This window comes from Acinetobacter sp. GW821-FHT01C12, assembly GCF_059422625.1.
Genome location: NZ_JBWKXD010000004.1, coordinates 238704 through 261784 on the forward strand (window position 1 = coordinate 238704; position 23081 = coordinate 261784).

23 protein-coding genes are annotated in these 23081 nt (G+C 38.5%); 14 read left to right on the plus strand and 9 right to left on the minus strand.

Annotated elements, in window-relative coordinates; translation table 11 throughout:
* The first annotated feature begins 7 nt into the window (after positions 1-7).
* The 4 genes from murI to AC07WY_RS12785 all read left to right on the plus strand — a co-directional run bounded on the left by murI (position 8) and on the right by AC07WY_RS12785 (position 3785).
* Entirely contained in the window at positions 8-886 is an 879-nt protein-coding gene (gene murI, locus AC07WY_RS12770) for a glutamate racemase (protein WP_034616447.1), read from the plus strand.
* A gap of 107 nt (positions 887-993) precedes the next feature.
* The gene (locus AC07WY_RS12775; RefSeq protein ID WP_096735246.1) at positions 994-2010 is read left to right on the plus strand and encodes a DUF4062 domain-containing protein; all 1017 of its coding nucleotides are present in this window, start codon (positions 994-996) and stop codon (positions 2008-2010) included.
* Positions 2011-2109: 99 nt separating this feature from the next.
* Entirely contained in the window at positions 2110-3120 is a 1011-nt protein-coding gene (gene hemH, locus AC07WY_RS12780) for a ferrochelatase (protein ID WP_262087155.1), read from the plus strand.
* Positions 3121-3140: 20 nt separating this feature from the next.
* Positions 3141-3785: an MBL fold metallo-hydrolase gene (locus AC07WY_RS12785; RefSeq protein WP_262087153.1), complete on the plus strand. Its 645-nt coding sequence runs from the start codon at positions 3141-3143 to the stop codon at positions 3783-3785.
* 794 nt (positions 3786-4579) lie between these two features.
* Here the strand turns inward: AC07WY_RS12785 and AC07WY_RS12790 are convergent.
* The gene (locus tag AC07WY_RS12790; protein ID WP_004816790.1) at positions 4580-4747 is read right to left on the minus strand and encodes a DNA gyrase inhibitor YacG; all 168 of its coding nucleotides are present in this window, start codon (positions 4745-4747) and stop codon (positions 4580-4582) included.
* A gap of 75 nt (positions 4748-4822) precedes the next feature.
* Here AC07WY_RS12790 and AC07WY_RS12795 point away from each other — a divergent pair, with 75 nt between their 5' ends.
* The 3 genes from AC07WY_RS12795 to AC07WY_RS12805 all read left to right on the plus strand — a co-directional run bounded on the left by AC07WY_RS12795 (position 4823) and on the right by AC07WY_RS12805 (position 7190).
* Positions 4823-5485, plus strand: coding sequence for a tRNA (guanine-N(7)-)-methyltransferase (locus AC07WY_RS12795; RefSeq protein WP_262087542.1), 663 nt, complete (start codon positions 4823-4825; stop codon positions 5483-5485).
* Positions 5475-6680: a TIGR03862 family flavoprotein gene (locus tag AC07WY_RS12800; protein ID WP_494736475.1), complete on the plus strand. Its 1206-nt coding sequence runs from the start codon at positions 5475-5477 to the stop codon at positions 6678-6680. Before AC07WY_RS12795 ends, AC07WY_RS12800 begins: the two co-directional genes overlap by 11 nt.
* A gap of 99 nt (positions 6681-6779) precedes the next feature.
* Positions 6780-7190 carry a GFA family protein gene (locus AC07WY_RS12805; protein ID WP_004725587.1) on the plus strand — a complete coding sequence of 137 codons (411 nt, stop codon included), beginning with the start codon at positions 6780-6782 and terminating at the stop codon, positions 7188-7190.
* 47 nt (positions 7191-7237) lie between these two features.
* On the opposite strand, the gene AC07WY_RS12810 is transcribed toward AC07WY_RS12805, so the two are convergent.
* On the minus strand, positions 7238-7570 hold the full coding sequence (locus AC07WY_RS12810; RefSeq protein ID WP_262087152.1) for a HopJ type III effector protein: 333 nt from the start codon (positions 7568-7570) through the stop codon (positions 7238-7240).
* Positions 7571-7715: 145 nt separating this feature from the next.
* On the opposite strand from AC07WY_RS12810, the gene AC07WY_RS12815 reads away from it, so the two are divergent.
* Positions 7716-8564, plus strand: a complete 849-nt coding sequence (locus AC07WY_RS12815; protein WP_262087151.1) for a DUF2071 domain-containing protein — start codon at positions 7716-7718, stop codon at positions 8562-8564.
* A gap of 125 nt (positions 8565-8689) precedes the next feature.
* A complete protein-coding gene (crcB, locus tag AC07WY_RS12820; protein ID WP_034616430.1) occupies positions 8690-9070 on the plus strand; it encodes a fluoride efflux transporter CrcB in 381 nt (126 codons plus the stop codon).
* A 70-nt stretch (positions 9071-9140) separates the two neighbouring features.
* Here the strand turns inward: crcB and AC07WY_RS12825 are convergent, their stop codons facing one another.
* Positions 9141-9389 (minus strand): type B 50S ribosomal protein L31, encoded by a 249-nt coding sequence (locus AC07WY_RS12825; protein ID WP_262087150.1) that lies wholly within the window; start codon positions 9387-9389, stop codon positions 9141-9143.
* A 294-nt stretch (positions 9390-9683) separates the two neighbouring features.
* Positions 9684-10982: an ABC1 kinase family protein gene (locus AC07WY_RS12830; protein WP_004816806.1), complete on the minus strand. Its 1299-nt coding sequence runs from the start codon at positions 10980-10982 to the stop codon at positions 9684-9686.
* Between the two features lie 199 nt (positions 10983-11181).
* Between AC07WY_RS12830 and AC07WY_RS12835 the strand changes: the two genes are divergently transcribed.
* A complete protein-coding gene (locus AC07WY_RS12835; RefSeq protein WP_262087149.1) occupies positions 11182-11397 on the plus strand; it encodes a DUF1737 domain-containing protein in 216 nt (71 codons plus the stop codon).
* Between the two features lie 83 nt (positions 11398-11480).
* Here AC07WY_RS12835 and AC07WY_RS12840 read toward each other — a convergent pair whose 3' ends face one another.
* Both AC07WY_RS12840 and AC07WY_RS12845 read right to left on the minus strand, forming a co-directional pair.
* The gene (locus AC07WY_RS12840) at positions 11481-12836 is read right to left on the minus strand and encodes an MATE family efflux transporter (RefSeq protein WP_494736476.1); all 1356 of its coding nucleotides are present in this window, start codon (positions 12834-12836) and stop codon (positions 11481-11483) included.
* Between the two features lie 40 nt (positions 12837-12876).
* Positions 12877-13338 (minus strand): DMT family transporter, encoded by a 462-nt coding sequence (locus tag AC07WY_RS12845; protein WP_004725603.1) that lies wholly within the window; start codon positions 13336-13338, stop codon positions 12877-12879.
* A gap of 118 nt (positions 13339-13456) precedes the next feature.
* On the opposite strand from AC07WY_RS12845, the gene hemW reads away from it, so the two are divergent.
* Positions 13457-14611: a radical SAM family heme chaperone HemW gene (gene hemW / locus AC07WY_RS12850; protein WP_034616421.1), complete on the plus strand. Its 1155-nt coding sequence runs from the start codon at positions 13457-13459 to the stop codon at positions 14609-14611.
* Between the two features lie 77 nt (positions 14612-14688).
* The gene (locus tag AC07WY_RS12855) at positions 14689-15174 is read left to right on the plus strand and encodes a hypothetical protein (protein ID WP_419335889.1); all 486 of its coding nucleotides are present in this window, start codon (positions 14689-14691) and stop codon (positions 15172-15174) included.
* A gap of 77 nt (positions 15175-15251) precedes the next feature.
* Here the strand turns inward: AC07WY_RS12855 and AC07WY_RS12860 are convergent, their stop codons facing one another.
* Positions 15252-16142: a LysR family transcriptional regulator gene (locus AC07WY_RS12860; RefSeq protein ID WP_494736477.1), complete on the minus strand. Its 891-nt coding sequence runs from the start codon at positions 16140-16142 to the stop codon at positions 15252-15254.
* A 106-nt stretch (positions 16143-16248) separates the two neighbouring features.
* Between AC07WY_RS12860 and AC07WY_RS12865 the strand changes: the two genes are divergently transcribed.
* A complete protein-coding gene (locus AC07WY_RS12865) occupies positions 16249-17169 on the plus strand; it encodes an alpha/beta hydrolase (RefSeq protein ID WP_419335891.1) in 921 nt (306 codons plus the stop codon).
* Positions 17170-17297: 128 nt separating this feature from the next.
* Here the strand turns inward: AC07WY_RS12865 and AC07WY_RS12870 are convergent, their stop codons facing one another.
* Entirely contained in the window at positions 17298-19121 is a 1824-nt protein-coding gene (locus AC07WY_RS12870) for an acyl-CoA dehydrogenase C-terminal domain-containing protein (protein ID WP_004725609.1), read from the minus strand.
* Between the two features lie 233 nt (positions 19122-19354).
* Here AC07WY_RS12870 and AC07WY_RS12875 point away from each other — a divergent pair, with 233 nt between their 5' ends.
* On the plus strand, positions 19355-21760 hold the full coding sequence (locus AC07WY_RS12875; protein WP_419335892.1) for a hypothetical protein: 2406 nt from the start codon (positions 19355-19357) through the stop codon (positions 21758-21760).
* An 80-nt stretch (positions 21761-21840) separates the two neighbouring features.
* Here the strand turns inward: AC07WY_RS12875 and aroE are convergent, their stop codons facing one another.
* On the minus strand, positions 21841-22629 hold the full coding sequence (gene aroE, locus AC07WY_RS12880; RefSeq protein WP_262087145.1) for a shikimate dehydrogenase: 789 nt from the start codon (positions 22627-22629) through the stop codon (positions 21841-21843).
* Between the last annotated feature and the right edge of the window lie 452 nt (positions 22630-23081).

Below are 23081 nucleotides of genomic sequence, written 5' to 3' on the forward strand. Positions count from 1 at the left end.
GGATCAAATGAGCGCGATTCTTCCTCTCTCTCCTCTAGAAAATCCAATGCCAAAAGCCTTGGCAGATGCCCCGATTGGTATTTTTGATTCAGGTATCGGTGGGCTTTCTATTGCACAGGAAATTGCCAATTATTTACCAAATGAACGTATTGTTTATTATGCCGATACTGCACATGTCCCTTATGGCCCACGGACGGATCAAAATATTCGTGAATTAACTGCACAAGCAATTGAATGGTTATATCGTCAAGGTTGTAAAATCGCAGTTGTGGCATGTAATACCGCTTCAGCATTTAGTCTTGATTATTTACGTGATCATTATGGTGAAAACTTTCCTATTGTTGGGCTGGTGCCTGCTTTAAAGCCAGCAGTGCTACAAACCCAGTCTAAAGTGGTTTCCGTTTTGGCTACACCTGCCACTTTTCGTGGAAAATTGATCAAAGATGTGATGCAGCGTTTTGCAGAACCTGCCAATGTCGAAGTACTGACGATTACCAATCTTGAACTGGTTCCCTTGATTGAATCTGGACGTTATAACAGTTTGGAATGCAAACATAGCCTGCAAAAGGTTTTAGATCCAGTCATTGCCAAAGGTTCAGATTATTTGGTGTTGGGCTGCACTCATTACCCTTACTTAAAACAAAGTATTCAAGAATTATACGGCCCTCAGCTTAACTTAATTGATTCTGGATTAGCGGTTGCACGACAAACGGCGCGTATATTGTTAAAAAATGAGTTAATATCAAGTAGCTTGCAAGAAAAAGGGGTGCGTTTACAATGTTTTGTGAGTGGGGAAAATGCAAAACAATTAGAAAATGTCATCAAACATCTCATACAACCAAAAATTACATGGTCTGTAGAAAATATTGTTGAAAAACTCGGCTAATTCTTTCAATATTGAACAGATTTAATATATTTTCATAAGTGTAGGGCATATCCAACTTAAAGCTCATGGATGGATTTAAGTAGGGTGTGACAAGAATGGGTTAACCTATGCTCGATAAACGGTATCAAGTTTTTATTACAACATCTGGCAAAGAAATGCAGCCAGAACGGATGGTCGTGTCACAAACCCTTATAGGGATGGGGTTTTTTTCTTGGGGATTAGAACAACGGACACCATTAAGTACCGCATTTGCACGTCGTCAGATAGATGACTGTGATTACGTTTTATTGTTGTTGGGGAGTCAGTACGGTGAACAATCTGTTTCAGGGGTGAGTTATTTACATCTTGAATATATTTATGCGGTGACCAAACAGAAACCAATTATTGTATTTATGCATGAGAGTCCTGAATTTCGCGAACCGCATTTAAAAGAAGAAAGTACGCTGCTAAAAGAAAAGTTTAATGAATTTAGACATCAACTACAAAAAGAAGTTGAGCAAGTCGTTACTTATCGAACTTTACGAGATTTAGAACTTGCGGTACGTTCATATATGCCACAAATGCTAGAACGTTATCCTGTCGTAGGATGGGTCAGACCTCAGAATATTCAGGTCTTACAAGATGAGATTGATCGTTTAAAAGCAAAGTTGGCACATGTTTCCGTAGAGCAAGGAAAAAAAGAAGCAGATCCATTTTTAACTTTACCCAAAGTTTCATTACATGAAGTGTTTAATTTTGATTATCGAATGCATGCCTATCAAGATGGTAATTTTAAAGAGTTATCGCCAGCGCGTGAGATGACATGGGCAGAGTTATTGAAAATCTTATCAGTTGAATTTAGACAACCGACGTCTGAGGATTTTTTCTCTAAAGTCTTAAATGAATATTTGAATAATACGGGTTTAACCGATGCGCAAGTGGTGATGCCACGTGCTCATGCTGTGTCTAGAGCGCAGATTAATGTGCGTTCCTTGCATACGATTAAGCAACAAGTCCGTCAAAATGAATGGATCATCCCTGTGGGGCGTGATGATCGTCAGCGTATGCTCTGGCAGATGACGGATAAATGCGTGAAACTGCTTGAAAGTTCACAACGTATTAGCAGCCGCTCTTCAATTTTTTAAGTTAAATAAATTGAGTGAGTTAAGATAAAAAATTTTGTTTAGATAAAGACTCTGTTAAGCTGATCATTCGAGATAAACTATTCTGTAAATCGGGTGAAAATGTCTTTATCTAAACCTAAAGTCCTGATTATTATTGCTAATTTAGGGACACCAGATGCGCCTACAGCTCCAGCTGTTCGGGCTTTTTTAAAGCAGTTTTTATCAGATCAGCGTGTTATCGAAATTCCCAAAATTTTATGGGCAATTATTTTAAATGCATTTGTTCTGCCTTTTCGACCAAAGCGTGTTGCCGAAGCTTATGCACAAGTCTGGTCAAATGATTCACCGATGCGTGAAATTCTATTTGAACAAGTTGAATCACTACAAAAAAAATTAATAAGTACCAATGCTGATTTAGATTTAGAGATTGTGCCAGCAATGACCTATGGGCGACCGGGTATTGATGCTGTATTGAATGATGCGAAAAACAAGCAGTATGACCATATTGTTCTTTTTCCGCTATTTCCTCAGTATTCTGCAACATCAACAGCCCCTTTATATGATGCCGTTGCACAATGGTTGTTAAAGCAACGCAATATCCCGGGTTTAAGTTTTATTCGAGATTATTATCAACACCCACTTTATATTCAGGCGCTAGCCAACAGTGTGCGTGATTATCAGCAGCAATATGGACCAGCCACTAAACTGTTGATGTCTTTTCACGGGATCCCACAGCCTTATGCAGATAAAGGCGATCCTTATGCAGAGCGTTGTCGTATCACTGCACTTAAGGTAGCTCAGGCGTTAAATTTAAAAGACGACCAATGGGCGATCAGTTTCCAATCCCGTTTTGGCAAACAAGAATGGGTAAAACCGTATACCGACCAGCTCTTGCAAGAGTGGGCAGCGCAAGGTGTTGAATCTGTTCAAGTGCTAAGTCCTGCATTTTCGGCAGATTGTTTAGAAACCTTGGAAGAGCTGGCGATTCAAAATGCTGAATTGTTTTTAAAGGCAGGTGGTCAACACTATGCTTACATTCCGGCATTAAATAGCCGTGCGGATCATATTGACTTATTTGAGCAACTTTTACAGACTCAATTGAATACACTCAAGTTTCATTTACAGGTATAGGGTTTTTTAGGAAAATTATCATGTTACAAGTCAAGATTGTACCCGTTACTGCATTTGCCCAAAATTGTTCTATTGTTTGGGATTCGGAAACCAAAGAAGCGGTATTGATTGATGCTGGTGGTGAGCCTGAGAAATTAAAACAAGAAGTTGAAGCATTAGGACTGACAGTCAAAGCATTGTGGTTAACACATGGTCATTTGGATCATGCAGGTGCGGTAGGTGCATTGGTCAAAGAATGGGATGTGCCTGTGATTGGTCCGCACAGAGAAGACCAGTTTTGGTTAGAAATGATTCAAGACGTATCTGCCCGTTATGGATTTCCAATTCCTGAGCCTGTTCATGTCAATCAATGGTTAGAGGGTGGTGAAAAGCTAAGCTTAGGGGATGAAGAGTTTGAAGTGCGTTTTGCACCAGGACATACACCAGGCCACGTCATTTTTTACAATGCCAAATATGGTGTGCTGTGGACTGGAGATGTGCTGTTTAAAGGTTCAATTGGTCGTACTGACTTTCCAAAAGGCAACCATCAACAGCTCTTGGATTCAATTCAGCGTGAATGTTTTACCCTGCCTGATGAAACTCAATTTATTTCAGGGCATGGTCCAATGAGTACCATTGGTTTTGAAAAACAACACAATCCTTTTGTGGCAAGTAAAGCGGGTTGAGTATTCACCGTCTGGCTTTATAGTAAAAATAAGAAATGAAAATGGTGAAGTAATCAATATTTTACTCACCATTTTTGTTTTAAATGTATAGTTTATTAATGATTCAACATTTTGTAAGAATCTGTAATAGTAACGTGAATGATCTGAGTGAAAACAGTTCATAGAACGATGCTATTTATGCTCATCTTTAAATAACTCTTGCAAAAGTTATTCATCTCATCATGGAAATAATATACGTGGAGAATGAGAAAATTAAAATTATGCTTCTTTCATAAGTCCTTTTTAAAACTATAAATCAACATAGGCTTCACGCTAGGGGAGATGGAACTTTCAATATCCATATGATTTGCTCAACATGATCATTTTTGATTTATGAAAGAGATCTATTAAATAGTTTAATAATAGTGGTGAATTGATTTGAATCATTTTACTTTACCATTTCCAATTTGATTAATAAGATGACTATTGCAAATAGAATTCCAATCGCGATAAGAGAAAAATCGAGCGTATATACTCCAATAAAAGTAAAAAATGCACATAAAATTGTAAGGATGGCGACAAAAATTTTTAAGCCTATAGGCACTTTAATACTCCAAGTTTCATTATAAATTGAAACTAATCAAATTTTTATATATAAAGTGTGAAGTGAAACATGCCGTATCATATCGCTATACAGATTAAAAAATAAATAGTTATTGTGAAGTATAAGTATAATTTTCTTTAATTGTTTCTAATAAAATGTTTTCGTTTAACCATGCTAAGTCTGTGATGATTGCATTAACTTGGCACACAGCTTAAGAATCTTCTGCTTGAGGTGCGTCTTCTGTCGGTAGCGTGTAGTCTCCATTGGCCCATGCACCTAAATCGATCAGTTTACAACGCTCAGAGCAAAATGGACGAAATTCGTTGCCTTCCCATGTAGAAGGTTCACCGCAGCGAGGGCAAGGAAAAGTTTTAGACATATGGAAATCCTCATTTAAAAAAGCAAAAACCGTAAAGAGTTGTTAAACTTGTGAACGATTTCTTGTTAGTTTGATCTGATTATGTCGATTCGTCAATTTCAAGCACAGCGTATGCATGCTCCTCGTGATTTTCAATGTATTGAAAATAACCCAATTTGTGTAGAAATTGGGGCAGGAAAGGGCAAACATGCCTTGCTCTTTTCTGAACAGCACCCTGAACTGAAATTGATTGCGATAGAAAGAACTCGTGAAAAATTTATTGCCATGCAGAAACAGCATCAGTTGGAAGGTCAAACAAATTTAACCCCTATTCATGCAGATGCATTGCCATGGGTGGTGCATGCACTTTATCCCAATCAGGTACAACAGCTTTTTATCCTCTATCCAAATCCAGAACCGCATAATCCTGCGCAACGCTGGTTAAATATGCCTTTTTTTGAATTTTTGCTTTCCAGATTATCTCCAAATGGCAGTATCACGTTAGCCAGTAATATTCCTGAATATATTGCTGAAGCAGAACAGCAACTAAAAGATGTTTGGAAACTGCCCTATGAAAAACAAACGATTGCATCAGATTCAGCACGTACGCATTTTGAAATTAAATATTTAGAACGTGGTGAATTGTGTCAGCAATTGATTATTGCTAAACCTGAACACTATCAAACCCGTTTTGATGAGGTCGGACCACGTCAGGGTCAAAGTGTTGAAAACTTATCAGAGCCGTCTGATGCCAATTAAGAAAATTGCCATCATCGGGGCAGGGCCAGCAGGTTTAATGGCTGCAGATGTTTTAAGTCAGTCTACAACTGATTATGAAGTTCATGTTTTTGAACAGAAACCTTCTGCTGCACGTAAATTTTTGATGGCTGGAAAGACGGGGCTGAATATTTCCCATGCAGAAGCATTTGAACAATTTATTCAACGTTATGATCATGTGGAATGGTTAAGACCTTGGGTAGAAAAGTGGGATGCGACATGGATTCAAAATTGGATGCATGGTTTAGGGATTGAATCCTATGTAGGCAGTTCAGGGCGAATTTTTCCTGTAGAAATGAAGGCGGCGCCTTTGTTACGTGCTTGGTTAAAGCAGTTGGCAGCGCAGCACGTTCAATTTCATTATCGTCATCAAATTACAGATTTAAAGCAGCAACAACTCGAAATTCTTGATCTAAGAAACAATGCAACACAGCAATTGGATTTTGATGCGATTGTTCTGGCTTGTGGTGCTGTGTCATGGTCACGTTTAGGCAGTGATGGCGCATGGCAAAAGTGGTTGCCTGCTTCTGAAATTGAAGCGTTTCAAGCGAGTAATGCAGGTGTGGTTCGGGCATGGTCGAATTATATGCAACCTGTCTTTGGTCAGCCTCTTAAACGTGTAGATGCTTGGGTGGAAAATTCTGCAAAGACACAAGGTGATATTGTGATTACCCATTATGGACTAGAAAGTGGCCTCATCTATAAGCAGGGACGATTATTACGTCAGTTAGTACAACACAATCAACCGATGTCGATTTATTTAGACTTGTTACCTGATCAAACTGTTCAACAGCTTACTCAGAAATTACAGCCGTCCAAAAAGCAATCCAGTACCAATATTTGGCGCAAGGCAGGTTTAGATGCTGCCAAAGCCAATCTGATTCGTGAATTGGTAGATAAATCAGTATGGAACATTCCTGAAAAACTCGCACAACAGATGAAGCATTTAAAAATTGAGCTTGAAGGATTTCGTCCGATTGAAGAAGCGATCAGCTGTGCTGGTGGTGTAAAGCAAGCCGTATTAACACAGCATTTACAACTAAAATCCAATCCCTCTGTATTTTGCTGTGGTGAAATGCTGGATTGGGATGCCCCGACAGGAGGATATTTGTTGACGGCATGTTTTGCGACAGGGCGTGCTGCGGGTGAGGGTGTACATCAATATCTCAATAGATGAGATTAGGCAAAAAATATGATGGTGTTTTGATTAAAAACGCGACTTTTATGCTAGTTTGATGCTATTGCCAATAGCCTTTGAAATAGGGAGATTTTCTCAATGTCTGCTGAAAAAATATATACGGGAAGTTGTTTGTGTGACGGTATTCACTATGAGATTCATGGTGAAATTGGAGAGGTGATCGAGTGTCATTGTCAACGTTGTCGTAAAGCCAATGGCACAGCATTTGCGACTAATGCGCCAATTCAAAAAGCAGATTTTAAAATTACCAAAGGTGAAGAATTACTGAAAAAATTTGCATCGACAGCAACAACAACACGTTGTTTCTGCCAAGAATGTGGCTCACCAATCATCAGTATTAAAGCAGAAACACCAGATACCTATCGTTTAAGAATTGGAACTTTAGATACAGCTTTAGAACAGAAGCCAACAATGCATATTTTTACTGCTTATAAAGCAGAGTGGGATACGATTTGTGACGGTTTACCTCAATATGATGAGCGTCCATAATCGTGTAGAAAGGGATCGAATAGATCCCTAACTTGATTGTATTGTTGTTATTTTGCTGTTAAAGCATCGCCTTCAAATTTGATGCCATTCCAGCCATTTTGTATAAACTGGCGAATGTTCTGATGGTCTGTAGCATCAGGCGTTGCCAAAACAGCAGCATAATGCTCTGCAAATAGATTCAGTGTTTGTTGTTGATCTAAATCATTTAATTGTGCAAAAGAAAAAACTTTGGCACTGCCTTGGTTCTCAGTAGCAGCATTATGCTGTTGACCATTTTGAAATGCAGTCGGAGTGTGGGTATAACGAGCTTCAATATGACTGATGACATCTGCAAATTTTGCATTGCCTGCTTGAAGTTGTTTCAATAAATCTTGAGCCATGATGTGAAAATTCCGTGTTAAATCGTGCCAATATCATAGCCTATGGTTAAATAATTCAGTAATGCTATTTAATATTTTGAGATGGGCCATTCTTTAACCATATTTGCTAAAATAACAGCATCGAAATTCATAAAAATAGGTCGGTATGAATCGTCATAATATTAAAAATAAAGATTCAAACTTTATTTTGAGCCTGATCGGTCTTTTTGCTGAACGCCCATTATTATTAAAACTACGCCGTATCTTGATGGGTTTTATTCCTTTTCTACAGCTACAAAGTCAGGTCAAGAATATTGTGTATTTGTCGTGGTTGGTGGATATAGATCAAGTTCGTTCACGCTATCCACAGCCTATTCAGTTATGGGAAAAGCAAGGGAAAACGATTTTTACCATACTGACATATCAGCATGAACATTTTGGTTTTTCTTTTTTAGGTCCATTACGCAAATTGATGCCATCACCGAAACAAAGCAATTGGCGCTTTTATATTGCCCCTACACAACAGGATAAAACGGTGATTTTCGAGCAAGTTATGATTGACCAGCAGCTTTATGTTTTGAGTGGGCGTTTGGCAAGTGATGCGATGCCAGCACAATATGCAAAGAAATTTGTTCATCAAGTCTCTGAACAGCTGATTCAAACAGAGCTTGAACTTGATCCAGTTTATCAATTGTCTAGCACGGTTCAAATCAATACAGATCCGCGCTTACCTGAGGCGTGGCAAAATTTATTCTCTTCATGGGATGAGGCCATTCAATATCTGGCTGAACAAGACCATGCATGGGTAGAATGGGTCGATCAACCTGAAAAACTATCACAAGGGGATATTGAAATGCCTTTTGATTTTAGTCAGGTTCTGCCTGCGCAAGTGCTTAATATTGCTTGCCCCTTGCTAAAACAATGGGGTGTTCGTGAACAAGATGTATTTGCCTTTGTTGTGCCAACTTTGGACTTTTATGTCAGAAATGAGTTGCCACTTAAATTAGATCGTTAAGCTTCTCCATGTTAATCTGTGGATAACTATCCACTTATACACAAGTTGCTTATAAACAAGCTGAGCTGTAAAAAATCGGATGGTGGGTAAATGCGTTTTTTAAAAAGTTTTAAGGATATCTAAACATGAATTGGCTATTGGTCGCATGCGGTGGGGCAATTGGTGCAAGCTTACGTTATGGTGCAGGATTTATTATTTCTAAACCACATAGCCTATTCCCTTGGACAACATGGTCGATCAATATCTTGGGCTGTTTCTTGGCTGGGATTTTTTTCGCTTTTACCCAACGCTATCCTATTTTACAGAATGAAACTCGATTATTTTTAATGGTTGGAATCCTCGGTGGTTTTACAACTTTTTCCAGTTTTGGTCTGGAAACATTCCAGCTGATTCGGCAGGGACAGTTTCCAATTGCTTTGGCTTATACCGTTTCTAGTGTGATTGTTGGTGTGATCTGTTTAGCGATAGGCTTTTATATTTTTCAAATGCTTTTATCCACAAAATAATGTGCAATATTCAAAAATGAAAAAGCCTAAGCTGAGGGAAGCTTAGGCTTAGACATAACATACAGTTCAATTAACGTTTAAAACGGGCAAAGCGCTTATTGAAGTTGGCAATACGACCTTCATTGCTTGCCTGACGAATTTCACCTGTATAGAAAGGATGTGAAGCACTGGATATATCGAGTGTGACATAAGGATATTGTATGCCTTCATATTCTTTGGTATTTGTTGTCTTGATCGTGCTACCAATAACAAAGTATGCATTGGCATTGGTGTCATGAAATAACACTTGACGATATTCTGGGTGGATACCTTGGCGCATGGTTTTAACCTCTAATTATTTAAACTTGATGAAATGTTATAATATTACATTTAACTTGTAAAGTACTTCATTTGATGGGTATTCGTGTTGTCTAGCGGATTTGAAAAAAAGTGAGATAAAAAAAGAAGCCTAAGCAGGAGGATCTGGCTTAGACTTCAAATATAAGTTTAATGTAAAGCTCTATTCTTAAAATTAGATGAAGCGTATAACGAAATTTTTAAAATGAATGCATTGATCATGTTACTTTTAAATGAACTGGATGCAATCGGCTTCAATAAAAAACATCAAGAAAACTTAGTCTTGTAAAGGCACCAACTCTTCAAAGAGATCTTTTAAATTATCATGGACTTTAAGTTGAATCAGATTCCAGTATTGTCCTGAAATCGTGCGATTTACCATTAAGGTATCTGGTGATGGTTTAAATACATCCCAATACTTCAATGATTTTTTCACCAGTTTGATGCCATCATGATGTGCTGAATTTTCAGCAAAATCATAATGTGTGGTCAATGGTCGTAATAAAATTTCAAGCCATGCCTCATATAACTCTACTGGAAATTTACCTTTCTCAGCTAACGCATCTAAAACGGTTAAATGCTCTTCAATCGTCACAATATCTTGTTTTCGTGCAGCTCTGACCAAGGCTTTAAAATGAGTAATGATTTCATTGGATAAGGTTTTTACACCGCCAAAATCGTAAATGATCACACTGCCATCTTCACGGAAAGCAAAGTTGCCAGGATGAGGGTCGCAATGGAAACGTTTTAAGAAGAAAATCTGTTGACCCAATGCCAAAATTAAACGGCGACCAATTTCATTGCGCACAGATAAATCCCAAGTACTTGCAGTCTCAATACTTTCACCTTTTTCAAGGCTTAGGGTTAAGATGCGACGACTCGAATAGTCTGTAAACACTTTGGGAATAATAATTTTTGTGTCCAAAGCTTGATGGAATGTTCTAAAAACTTGTAAGTTTTGTGCCTCAATTTCGTAATTGAGTTCTTCATGTAAGCTGTCTTGAATCTCTTTAAATAAGCGATCTTGTAATTTTTTATCTACTTTTAAAACACCCATTAAGCGTAATGCCAAACGAACTTGTTTTAAGTCACTTTCACATGCTTCATCTACCCCAGGATATTGTACTTTGACCACAACTTCAGTGCCATTTTTTAACATGGCTTTGTGAACTTGGCCAATAGACGCTGCTGCGAAGGGTTGTTCATCAAAATGCAGAAAGGTTTGATCAATCGGTTTGCCTAGCTCGCGTTCTACTTGTTGTTTAATTTCAGCAAATGGCATTGCAGGCGCTTGACGTTGTAATTTAGCAATTGCTCGTGCGACTTCAGGTGGAAAGATATCTTTATATTGCGAGGCGATTTGACCAACTTTCATCACAGCCCCTTTCATTTCTCCTAAGGTATCTGCAATTTGAACACCAATATCTTGGAACAGCTTACTGCGGGCTTCATTTTTTTGTTCTTCATCCGCATTAAAGTTACGAATTGAATTTGATACCGTTTTCGTCGCGATACTTGCAGTCATACTCGCAAGTTTCATAAAGCGGCGACCTGGGGTACTGGTACTTTTCGACATTCGTAACCATCCTTTAATTGGGATTAGACGTTTAATTCATTTTGATCATAGGCGACTATTGTTAAACTGCCTACTCTAATTTGTTAAGCGTTTGTTTCTACTTGGCTATTTAAAATCTTAAAATATCCAGCATGCTATCGGTTTCTTCTCAGTGGTTTTGGATTAAAATATTCTTCAATATTTTAATCGTTGTTGGATCATGAAAGTTTATCGTTATTTAACTGGTAAGGATGATGTGAATTTCTGTGCACGGGTCAGTAAAGCTTTAAATGACGGCTATGAGTTATATGGTTCTCCAACGTTGACGTTTAATGGAACTGATGTCATTGTCGGGCAAGCCATTGTAAAAGAGGTTGGCAATGCATCTGAGATGTCTGAAAAGTTTCAGCAAGCCTATCAGCTTCAATCTGAGTAAAATAAAGGACACTTATAAAAAATAATGCTGTATTTAAACAGCATTATTTTTAGGTAAACGCATTCAATATAAGCGTTTTTAATTTAAGACTGACTCAACCTTTTATTGTTCATATACAGGCGCGTTAATAATAAAACACAGGCAATGGTCAGTCCAATGATCAGTCCTGTCCATACCCCAGCGGCGCCCATATCGGTATGGCGAGCCAAATAAATTCCAACAGGGAAAGCGATGATCCAGTAGGCCAGCATAGTGATCCACATTGGGCCTTTGGTATCTTGCATTCCACGTAAACAACCCGCAGCACTGACTTGCCATGCATCCATAAGTTGGTAGCCAATTGCAAATAAAATTAAATATATCGCTGCTTGGGAAACATTATAGTCACTGGTATAAACAGACACAATTTGAGGGCGTAAAATCAACAGCAGTAACATGGTGATACAGGCAAATAAGGTACTGGTCATTAATCCAACTTTCTGGACTTTTCGCATCGCATACCAATTCTTTTCACCATAATAAGTCCCTGTGCGAATGGTCAGCGCTAAAGCCAATGACATTGGAATCATAAACAATTGTGATGTGATGGATAAGGCAATTTGATGTGCTGCAACGGTAACTTCACCAAGCGGACTGAGTACAATTGCGCCTGTACTAAAAATACTGACCTCAAAGAAAATTGCCAAACCAATCGGTAATCCCAGTTTGAGGATACGTTTAATCAGTACGCGGTCTATTTTCTCAAACATATTTAAGGGTTGTGTAGCTTGGTAGCGTTTGGCTTTTAAAATATAAATGCTAATCGTGATGAACATGATCCACTGTAACAAAGCTGTTGCAAAACCACAGCCAGCACTTCCCAAGTGTGGAATCGGCCCAATCCCATACATAAAAATAAAATTCAGCGGAATTTGCACCACAAGCGCAACGAGGCTAATCACTGTAACAGGGCGAGGGTAGCCTAAAGCTTCGGAATAGCCGCGTAATGTTGAATACATGGTAAAAGCAGGCATACCAAAAGCAATCGCATGTAAAAACAAACTGGCTTTAGGCAATAAAGATTCAGGCACACCAACCAAAGGCAACAATAAAGGAATGATCTGTAAAACCAGCATGCCAATAATACCCAGCAATAAGGCAACCCATAAAGACTGGCGAACAATCGAAGGGATGTTTTCTGGGGTACGCGCACCGTTGGCTTCTGCCACTAAAGGTGTGGTTGCGATCATGATGCCACTAAACAGCAGCATGACTGGAATCCATAAACCTACCCCAACAGCAATTGCGGCAAGATCTTCGGGAGACATATGTCCAGCCATAATGGTATCAATCAAACCAAAGCCTGCGGCAGCAAACTGAGTGATTAAAATTGGGAGCATTAAGTTAAAGAGTTGCTTTAATTCAAAGCGGGTAGTTGTGGCTTTTATCGATGCAGACACAGTAAATACTCGTTTTAAATGTGCTTAGAAAATAGATTGGTTAGCGTTGTAGAGTGAGAAGCACACCTATAAAAATCACCACGCCACCTAAAAGACGTTGCCAGTTTACTGGCGTTTTATCTGTACCCAGTAGTCCAAATTGGTCAACGATCATCGACATTGCAATTTGTCCAAAAATAATTAAGCCTGACAGGGTTAAAAAACCCAGTTTTGGTGCAGTATAAATGCTCATACTGATTGCATAAACACCTAAGCAGCCACCTAGCCAAAGATACCAAGGTATCACTGCTAAACTTGAAAGGGTTGGTCTTTGTTCAGCTTGTACAATCACCAAAATAGCGAGCAATAGTGTACCAACTAAAAAGGATAAAAGGGCAGCTTGTAGTGGAGAATGCAGATATTCACGCAATTGAGTGTTAATTGCAGTTTGAAAGGTCATGGCAATGCCAATACCCATCGTAAGTGGTAAAAGGAACAATAATTGACTCGATAATTTTAGCATTCTTCTTCATCTACTTTTATTGTTAATGTTCAGTCTAAAGCAAATTGATGACTTGTTCTAATCGGATGGTAGAAGTCATGTTAAAATAATCATTCTCTAAACTTGTTCTGAGCTTTCTTTGACTGATTTAACACCTCAAAATATACCTTTGTCGCTTTATATCCATATGCCGTGGTGTGTCCGTAAGTGTCCGTATTGTGACTTTAACTCACATGCTGTACCCGATGGGAAGCTGTCTTTAGATTTAGAGCAAGAATATTTATTGGCATTGGTTGAAGATTTTAAAACCCAAGTGGATTTTGCTCAGGGCCGTAAAATTCATAGTGTATTTATTGGTGGTGGAACCCCGTCATTGATTTCCGCACAAGGTTATCAGTGGCTTTTTACCCAGTTAAAAGCTTTAGTACCGTTTGAGCAGGATTGTGAAATTACTTTGGAAGCCAATCCAGGGACAGTTGAACATGATCCATTTGCAGATTATTTAGATGTTGGAATTAATCGTTTATCGCTTGGGGTACAAAGTTTTAATCCTGATCATTTAACAAAGCTGGGGCGTATCCATTCCAATGATGATGCTGTTTCCGCCATTCAACATGCCAAACAAGCGGGTTTTCAACGCGTCAACGTAGATTTGATGCATGGTTTGCCAGAACAGACCTTAGAACAAGCCTTGTATGACTTAAAACTTGCAGTCGAAAATGGGGCAACCCATATTTCATGGTATCAATTGACCATTGAACCGAATACGGTTTTTTTCCGCACTCAGCCTATTTTACCTGTAGATGATGTTCTAGAAACCATTCAAGAACAGGGTGAACAATATTTAAAAGCCAATGGCTTTATTAATTATGAAGTGTCTGCATGGCGGAAAGAAAAACCTTCATCACATAATTTAAATTATTGGCAATTTGGCGATTATTTAGCGATTGGGGCAGGGGCACATGGCAAAATTACCCAAGCTGATGGTGTATACCGTTTTCAAAAAACCCGTTTGCCTAAAGACTACTTAGCCAAAGTGCCGGCTGAACATTTGCAATTTAAACGTATTGAAAAACAAGACATGCCTTTTGAATTTATGATGAATGCTTTACGTTTAAATGAGGGTGTTCATGCCCAAATGTATCCTGAACGTACAGGGTTGAATTTGTCTGATTTAGATCAGGTGATTGGTTCATTAAAACAGCGTAAATTGATGTTAAATGATGACACACAGTTGGCGTGTACAGCGCAAGGTCATGTATTTTTAAATTCTGTGCTGGAAGAATTTCTATAAATGTACAGTACAACAATTTAGCTTTTGTTATAATCTGACTTAAAACAATAATCTATTAAAAAGTTAAGGTCATCACAATGAATAAGTTTCTAATCAGTGTGTTATTTGCTGTGGCAAGCATTTCACTGGCATATGCAAAAAACGTTGTACCCCAATTTAGCGACTATCCTGTGAAAGCTGTGTATACAGGCAAGACTGCGAAACTTGATCTTTCAGACCCAAGCGCCAATATGTTTCGTACTCGACTGAGAGATGCATTAACACAAAAACCAGATTTTGCCGGTGAATATGTCACCACCATGTGGGGTTGTGGCGGGGGATGTAGAGTCTATTCTTTTGTCAATAAACGTACGGGTCAGCTTTTAGCGGATGGCTTTGGTGGTGAGGAACGGACTGAAGATGTGATTGCAACACGTCCAAACAGCCGTCTCTTAGTCACACAAGAAGAGCATATGGACCAAAACTATGCAGTGGATCAAGTGACTACACGTTTTTATGTGCTCGAAAAAAATCGATTTAAGTTGATTAAAACCATTACTCAACCCGCATCTAAAACTCAATAGAGAGATGATAGGGGAGGATTTGATCCTGCCTGTTCGTTCAACATCGTAACGGGTTTATTTAAATGATTGTTTAACTCTTATGATGTTTGCTTTAGCGCATCCTTGATTATTGAAAACGCGGGGGAAATCAGTTTTCTACTGGTATAAAATAAATAAAATGCTGGGTGGGTAATTGAGTATTCAGGCATGATTTCAATTAAATGCCCCTGATTGATCTGAGGACCTGCCAGATCTTGAGGAATGTACGCAATACCATAACCACATAAGCTTGCTTCTAGAATTTGCTCAATGCTGGTAAAGATCAATTGCCCTTCACCTTTAAATGCAATGTTCTGTCCATTTTCAGTAAAGGTCCAAGACAAAAGCGAATGATCTGTCAGTATTCGTACATGAAGACAAGCATGTTTTTTTAAATCATGGATCGATAGAGGCATTGTATGTTTGGCGATATAGTCAGGTGATGCAACCAAGCACATTTTGATAGGCTCGCTAATCGGAATCGCGACCATGTCTTTCTCGACTAAATTACCCAGTCGCACTCCTGCATCATAACCTTCCTTGGCGATATCAATCCGTCTATTTTCTGAAATCAGCTCAATTTGAATATCTAGATAATCGCATAAGGTGTTTTTGAGTTTTTTCCACAGATGATATTTGATGACATAATCATCTGCTGAGATTTTTACCTTCCCTACAGGTTTATCATGCATAGAGCTTAATAGTTCTAAACCAAGTGTAATATCTTCTATATTTTTACCCACCAGCTCAAATAATCGTTGACCTGCATCAGTAACTGTCAGACTACGTGTTGTGCGATTAAACAGTTTGAGTCCAATTTGCTCTTCTAAATGACAAATACTTTGGCTGATAGCAGATTGTGTCACACCAAGCTGAGCTGCAGTTTTGGTAAAATTTTTATTTTGAATCACTGCGGTAAATGTACAGAGGTCATTTAAATTTGTTTTCATTATTTATAAGTATCACTAATGATAGCAATCAGATTATAGCAGCTAATTCTGTGAATGTTGCTTTGTTAAGATGTATCTATCGCAACAAAAATCAATTGGATTCAAAATGACAAATGTAAAAATCAAAGCACCGTATTGGGAAATTGCTGCAAATCTATATTTCCCTGAAAATTTTAATCAAACTGAAAAATATCCATGCATTATCAGCGCTCATCCGATTGGGAGTTGTAAAGAGCAAACATCAGGAAATGTCTATGCTAAAGCATTAGCAAAAGCTGGCTTTATCGTGATTGCCTTTGATGCCAGTTTTCAAGGAGAAAGTGGGGGCGAACCTCGTTCTATTGAAAATCCAACTTTACGCGTCGAGGATTTTCGTTTAGTGGCTGATTATTTGGTCACACTTGATTATGTCGATGAAAATAGAATTGGTGTGTTAGGGATTTGCGGTGGTGGCGGTTATGCATTAAATGCAGCAATGACCGAAAAACGGATTAAGGCCGTGGGTACGGTAGATGCGGTGAATTTTGGACGCCTATCACGTGAAGGGTTTAGTCAATGGAATCCATTGGAAAAATTAGAGCTTATTGCAAAACAACGCACAGCTGAAGCGCGGGGCGAAGTACGACGAGTCGATGGTTTATTACCGAATACGGTGTCAGAAGCACAAGCCGCAGGTATCAATGATATTGATGTACTCGAAGCAACTGAGTATTACAAAACAGAACGTGGTCAACATCCTAACGGTGAATCTAAAGCATTATTTTCTCATTCAGCTGTTTCAATTGGATGGGATGCATTTCATCTAGCAGAAGTATTACTGACACAGCCATTGCTTATCATCGCAGGAGATAAAGTCGGTGGCTTTGGATCATACCGTGACAGTCTGGAAATCTATGGGCGAGCACGTTCTGAAAACAAACAACTGCTGATTTTAGAAGGGTGGTCACATTATGATTTATATGACAAATCTGAACCTGTTGCCCAAGCATTAGCAAAACTGATCCCCTTTTATCAAAAATATCTTTAAGTTCAGGATTTCAAGGATAGGCTTCTGCTACAAGTGAATGAATATCACTGTAGTGCAGCTTGCACTGTTATATTTAAAAAACAAAAGAGCGCCGTAGCGCTCTTTTGTTTTTTCAGAAATCTTAAATTTTAGTAATCAAAACTAAAATGTTCTGCATCAAGTGCCATCATGGTACGAGATGGGTTTACCATGGATTCAGCATGACCTTGTGAACGTGGTAATAATTGTTCAAAGTAGAAATCTGCAAGTTTGATTTTTGCTTTATAGAACTCAGGAACTTCCGCACCATTACCAGACGCTAATTTTTCAGAAGCGACTGCTGCTTGTTGCGCCCAGTAGTAAGCCATCATTGCATAACCAGAGAACATCAAGAAATCGACAGAAGCAGATGATACGATTTCACGGTCTTTGCGAGCTGCAAGCATGATACGAACAGTCAAAGCATTCCATTGTGCACAGATTTTGGTTAAATCCCAGGCAAAACGACGCATATATTTGTTACGTGCATGTTGACCACAGAATTTCAAGATTTCAGCGGTATATTCACGAACCACTTTACCTTTAGATGAAAGCAGCACTTTACGGCCAATTAAATCCAGTGCTTGAATACCTGTTGTACCTTCGTACAAAGTCGCGATACGCGCATCACGTGCAATTTGTTCCATGCCATGCTCTTTGATATAGCCATGACCACCAAACACTTGCATACCCAAATTCGCAGATTCAAGCCCCATTTCTGTCAAGAAACCTTTGAGAATCGGGGTATAGAAACCAAGCTTATCATCATATTCTTCAAATTTTGCTTGATCACCTTGTAACATTGCATCAGTCATTTTATCTGCAAGCTGAGCTGCGTGATAAATCATGGCACGACCGCCTTCTGCAAATGCTTTTTGAGTCAAAAGCATACGACGTACATCGGCATGGTGAATGATTGCGTCAGCCACTTTATCTGGATCTTTTTTACCAGATAGGGCACGCATAGACATACGGTCTTTTGCGTATGGTAACGCACCTTGGAATGATAATTCCGCGTGAGCAAGGCCTTGTACAGCAGTACCAATACGCGCTGTGTTCATGAAGGTGAACATTGCATGTAAGCCTTTATTCACTTCACCAATCAGATAACCTGTTGCACCGTCAAAGTTCAATACCGCTGTAGCAGATGCACGAATACCCATTTTGTGTTCAATAGAACCACAAGTCACAGGATTACGTTCACCCACTGTACCTTCAGCTGTAGGGATGAATTTAGGCACAATAAATAATGAAATACCTTTAGTACCTGCGGGTGCATCTGGAAGACGCGCAAGAACGATATGGATAATGTTTTCAGTTAAATCATGTTCACCGGCAGAGATGAAGATTTTTGTCCCTGTAATCGCATAAGTACCATCAGCATTAGGTTCAGCCTTAGTTTTTACTTGACCTAAGTCTGTACCACATTGTGGTTCAGTCAGACACATTGTTCCTGACCATGTACCCGCAGTCAGGTGTGGCATATAGGTATTTTTTTGTTCGTCTGTACCAAATTGCAGGATGGTATTCATACATCCCATGCTCAAACCTGGGTACATGGTGAATGACCAGTTTGCAGTCCCCATCATTTCAGATTTGATCAGGTTTAATGACATTGGTAAACCTTGACCACCAAACTCTTCAGGATAAGACAGACCTTGCCAGCCACCTTGAATAAATTGGTTATAGGCTTCTTTAAAACCTTTTGGCGTCGTGACTTCACCATCTTTAAAATGACAGCCTTCTTCATCACCAGATTGATTCAGTGGAGAAAGTACATTTTCACAAAAATCTGCAGCACCTTCTAAAATCATATCGACAGTATCAGCATCGGCATTTTCGCCAATTGATAGTGTTTTATAATGTGCAGAATAGTCAAAAACTTCATTCATTAAAAAACGTATGTCACGGAGCGGCGCTTTATATGCTGGCATGTGTTTAATCCTAATTTAAAAATAGTTTTGGATTTTCAATCTATAGCTTCATTATTCATAATCATATGGGAATTACATTGATAAGACTCTCTAAAAAAATTGTCAGAAATGCGAATTTGGTAGAAAAAGCACATGTGAATTTGTTGATTTTTTGATAGTCTTGTACACTTTGTTTTTTATTGTTTCATTGTTATTTTTATTGTCATTATAATATTCAAGTGGGTAGATCTATCATGCATTTAAAAAAATTAACATTGTGTTTATTGGGTTTGAGTTTATCAGCATGTTCTACACATGTGATTAAAAGCAATGCTTTAAATGCAGATCAAGACGCTCCGCAACGTGCAATTCAAGGCTTTAATGCCTTGTATGAATATCCGAATTTTGATTACCGTGGACAAGTCAAGGTTCGACTTGATAGCGTTCAGAAAACCAACACAGCTGATACAAAGCAATTAGACCCTACAATTGAAAAAAAGGTCAATCAGTATCTGAAAGATCAAAAAATTAAGTTAACTGATGCACAAAAAAAAGACCTTTATCAAGCAATTGCTAAACAGGACTCAAACTCTTTTAGTCGCTTTGCTGGTATGGGGGCAGATATTGTACAAAATATAGTGAATGATTTACAGATTCGTTATGATGGAACAGTAAATTATCGTCAGAAAATGGCATCGTTTAACTTAGAGACACAGTATAAAAAACCCAACCTCTCTGTGGAAATGCGCGTTCCTACAGTATTGGATCTGAATAATTATAAATTTTATACCCATATTTTTTCTTTAATGCCTTATTTAGCCAATACACAAGATCAGAATAAATATGCCTATTATGATTTCTCTAAATACAAAGATGATATTGCCAAGGTAAATGGAAAAGCCTTGGTTGAGTTTCTTAAACAATCAGGCGCAACCTCTTATTTGATCGCTTCCCCGAATCAAATTGAAAGTCTTGCGGTGAGTTCAGCTGAGAAGCAAGCGGGTGTGGTTGAAAAAATCCGCTTAAATACCAGCATTGAAGAAATGTTTTTGCAAGGGCAATTGTATTCCACAGTGAATCGTGAATATTTCATGAATTCAGTGCTTGGATTGAGTCCTACAAATATTGCAAAACTCTTAGATACTACTGGAGAAAATCAATCAAGCGATGCTGCTAACGAAGCGGCACAAGCTGCAATGAAAGCAGTAGAAGAAGCCTCAGCGGGGATTAATACTGATGATGCGGGAGTGGCTGATGCCGCTAGCGCCATGTATCAACTTTATAGTGCAGTCAATCGTCAATCTCATGAAGCGTCTGAAGAAGAGGTGGACGCTGTTTATGCAGATGCACAAGACGCGGCTAAAAAAGCAGTTGAAGATGATGAAGACTATGCCACTAGCCAAGCTTCTGATGTTGCTGATCAGGAAGATGATAAGGTTGAAGCTGAGTCTGAAGACGCATCAGCAGAGCGTCAGAAAATTTTAACTGAACAACAATGTGAAGACTTAACAAAAGCAAAAGCTCATCCACGTTTTGGTGATGTGGAATATTGTCAGTATCATTATGAAATTGATGTTTTAAGTGCTGAAGCAAAGGATGATGCATCTTCAGCCAGTAAAGCTTTACAGCAGCAAAGTAATGCAGCGCTTGTCAAAACCTTTACAGGCTATGCGAAAGACCAGTTGGTTGATGCTCAACAATTTAAACAATTGTGGAATCAACATCATACTGAAGTTGAAGCCAGTTTGCCGCCTAAAAATAAACGTAATCCTTTAATCGTTGATCTGTCTTTAGATAACAAAGGCCGAGCGGTAAAAGCAGATTATGATTTGGGTGTGGATTTTGATAAATTAAATCGTAAACTGAATGTTAAGATGGATATGCAATTTCTTAATTATGGAAATGCCAGCAAGATCGACCAGAGTGTTTTACAGCAAGCCAAACCATTTAAAGATATCTTTAAAGGCAGCATTATGGAGCAAGCTGTAGGCGGTATTGCGGGTGTTTCAGGTGATACAGGTAGTCATTCAGAACAAAAGTACTTAACTTTAGATGAGCGGTTAGCGCAGTTGGCTGAACAAGTTTATACACAAACGGGTTCTTATGAAAAAACCTATAAAGCCGTATTTATTGCCAAACTGACTGCAGAAAAACCTGAGCTAATCAAACAATATTCTGCTCAAGATTTACAGGAAATTGCAGCGATTTATGCTTATTCTTATTCTGATGAAGAGATTTACAATCCGAAAGGTCAGGCTTTAAAACAGATCCAAGCTTTACAGAAAAAGCATCATTTGGAAGATGACCACCAATATGATGATGGACTTGGAAATTCTGTTGATGAGATTGTAGCTAAAGTCTGGAAAGATAAACAAAGTGTTTTAGAAATTCAGAATTTAGTCAAGAAATACAAAACCACTGAAGCTGTTTTTGCGCAATATTATATGCAGAAGTTTGAAGCAGAAAATGAGATTGAAAAAGGGCAACGTGCTGACTTTATCAAAACAGCGAAGATTTTAGCCAAGTCTTATACTGCGTTTAAACGCAATAAATTTAACGATCAGGTTGTAGCTGGCTTGGATCAAGACGCGACTGAATTTATTGATTATGATTTATTTAAGCAAACTTATCAGATCTTGAGTGATGCCAAGTTAAAGTAATTGATCTTGGTTTGGTTAAAAAGAACCTCAATTGAGGTTCTTTTTTTATGGATTTTTTTTAAACAAAGATACATCCATGATTAAAGAAAATCTTTTAAATTTGGACGAACCCCATTCCAAATATAAAAGGCTTCGATGGCTTGCCCAACCAACATCCCGAAGCCTTCTGAGCTTGGAACCTGACGCGCTTTGGCTTGATCGATAAAACTTGAAGGTTTGCCATAGGCCATTTCATAAGCATGGTGAAAGGTTAAGGTTTCAGGAAGAATCAGTGCATCACCCGTTAAGCTTGCTGAAGTCGCATTGATAACAAGATCAAATTGCCCATCTAATTCATCTAGGCTACAAGCAGAAAGTTCTGCTTCAGGAACAGCGCTTTGTAAATCGGCCACCAATTGTTCCGCACGTGAACGGGTACGGTTGGCAATCACAATTTTTTTAGCCCCTGCTTTTACCAGAGGGTAAACCACGCCGCGAGTTGCACCACCCGCACCAATAATCAAAATATCTGTGTTTTCTAAAGTCCAGTCTAATGCTTTAATCGCATCGACTAAACCTTGTCCATCCGTATTATCACCATGCAATACGCCGTTTTCCATCCAAAGCGTATTGACCGCCTTGGCGATTTTTGCACGTTCTGTCAGTTGTTGGCATAAGGCAAAAGCTTGTTCTTTAAATGGCACAGTAACATTCATACCTACGCCATTGTGAGCAAAGAATTCAGTTACACTTGCAGCAAAGCCATCGAGTGGGGCAAGACGTTTTACATAGTTGAGATCAATACCAGTCTTTTCTGCAAAGGCATGGTGTAGTTCAGGTGAACGAGAGTGTTCAATCGGATTTCCAATGACTGCGAATAGTTTACTCATGCCAAATGTCCAAGTATTGATTGTGTTGATTTTTAGAGAATGTCGACAATATACGTGAAAATGGATGATACAACCAAACTATCTGCGGTTTAGCTTATGCTAAAATTTGAATAAATTGATGATTTAGAGCGCTTTTTTAATCACGCTAAAGCTGGTTTTTAAGAGGAAGGTTTTTTGAAAAAATGTTGTGCTTCAAAAAAGATACTTATGGATTGCAAACTGACTCTAAGAAGTCAAGGAAAATCATAGCAAAAACAACAAGAAAGCCAGCAGATAAAACAACACTAGAAGTAATTGAGATGCTGTCAGAGAGATGGTTGTTAGAGATAATGGTGGTTGAAATGGAGCATGCTAATAAAAATAAAATACTGAATGAAAGAGTAACCTTGTGATTTTCTAATAAATTCCTCATACCTACCTCTGGTTTCTACTGCTATAATATTCTTTAAACG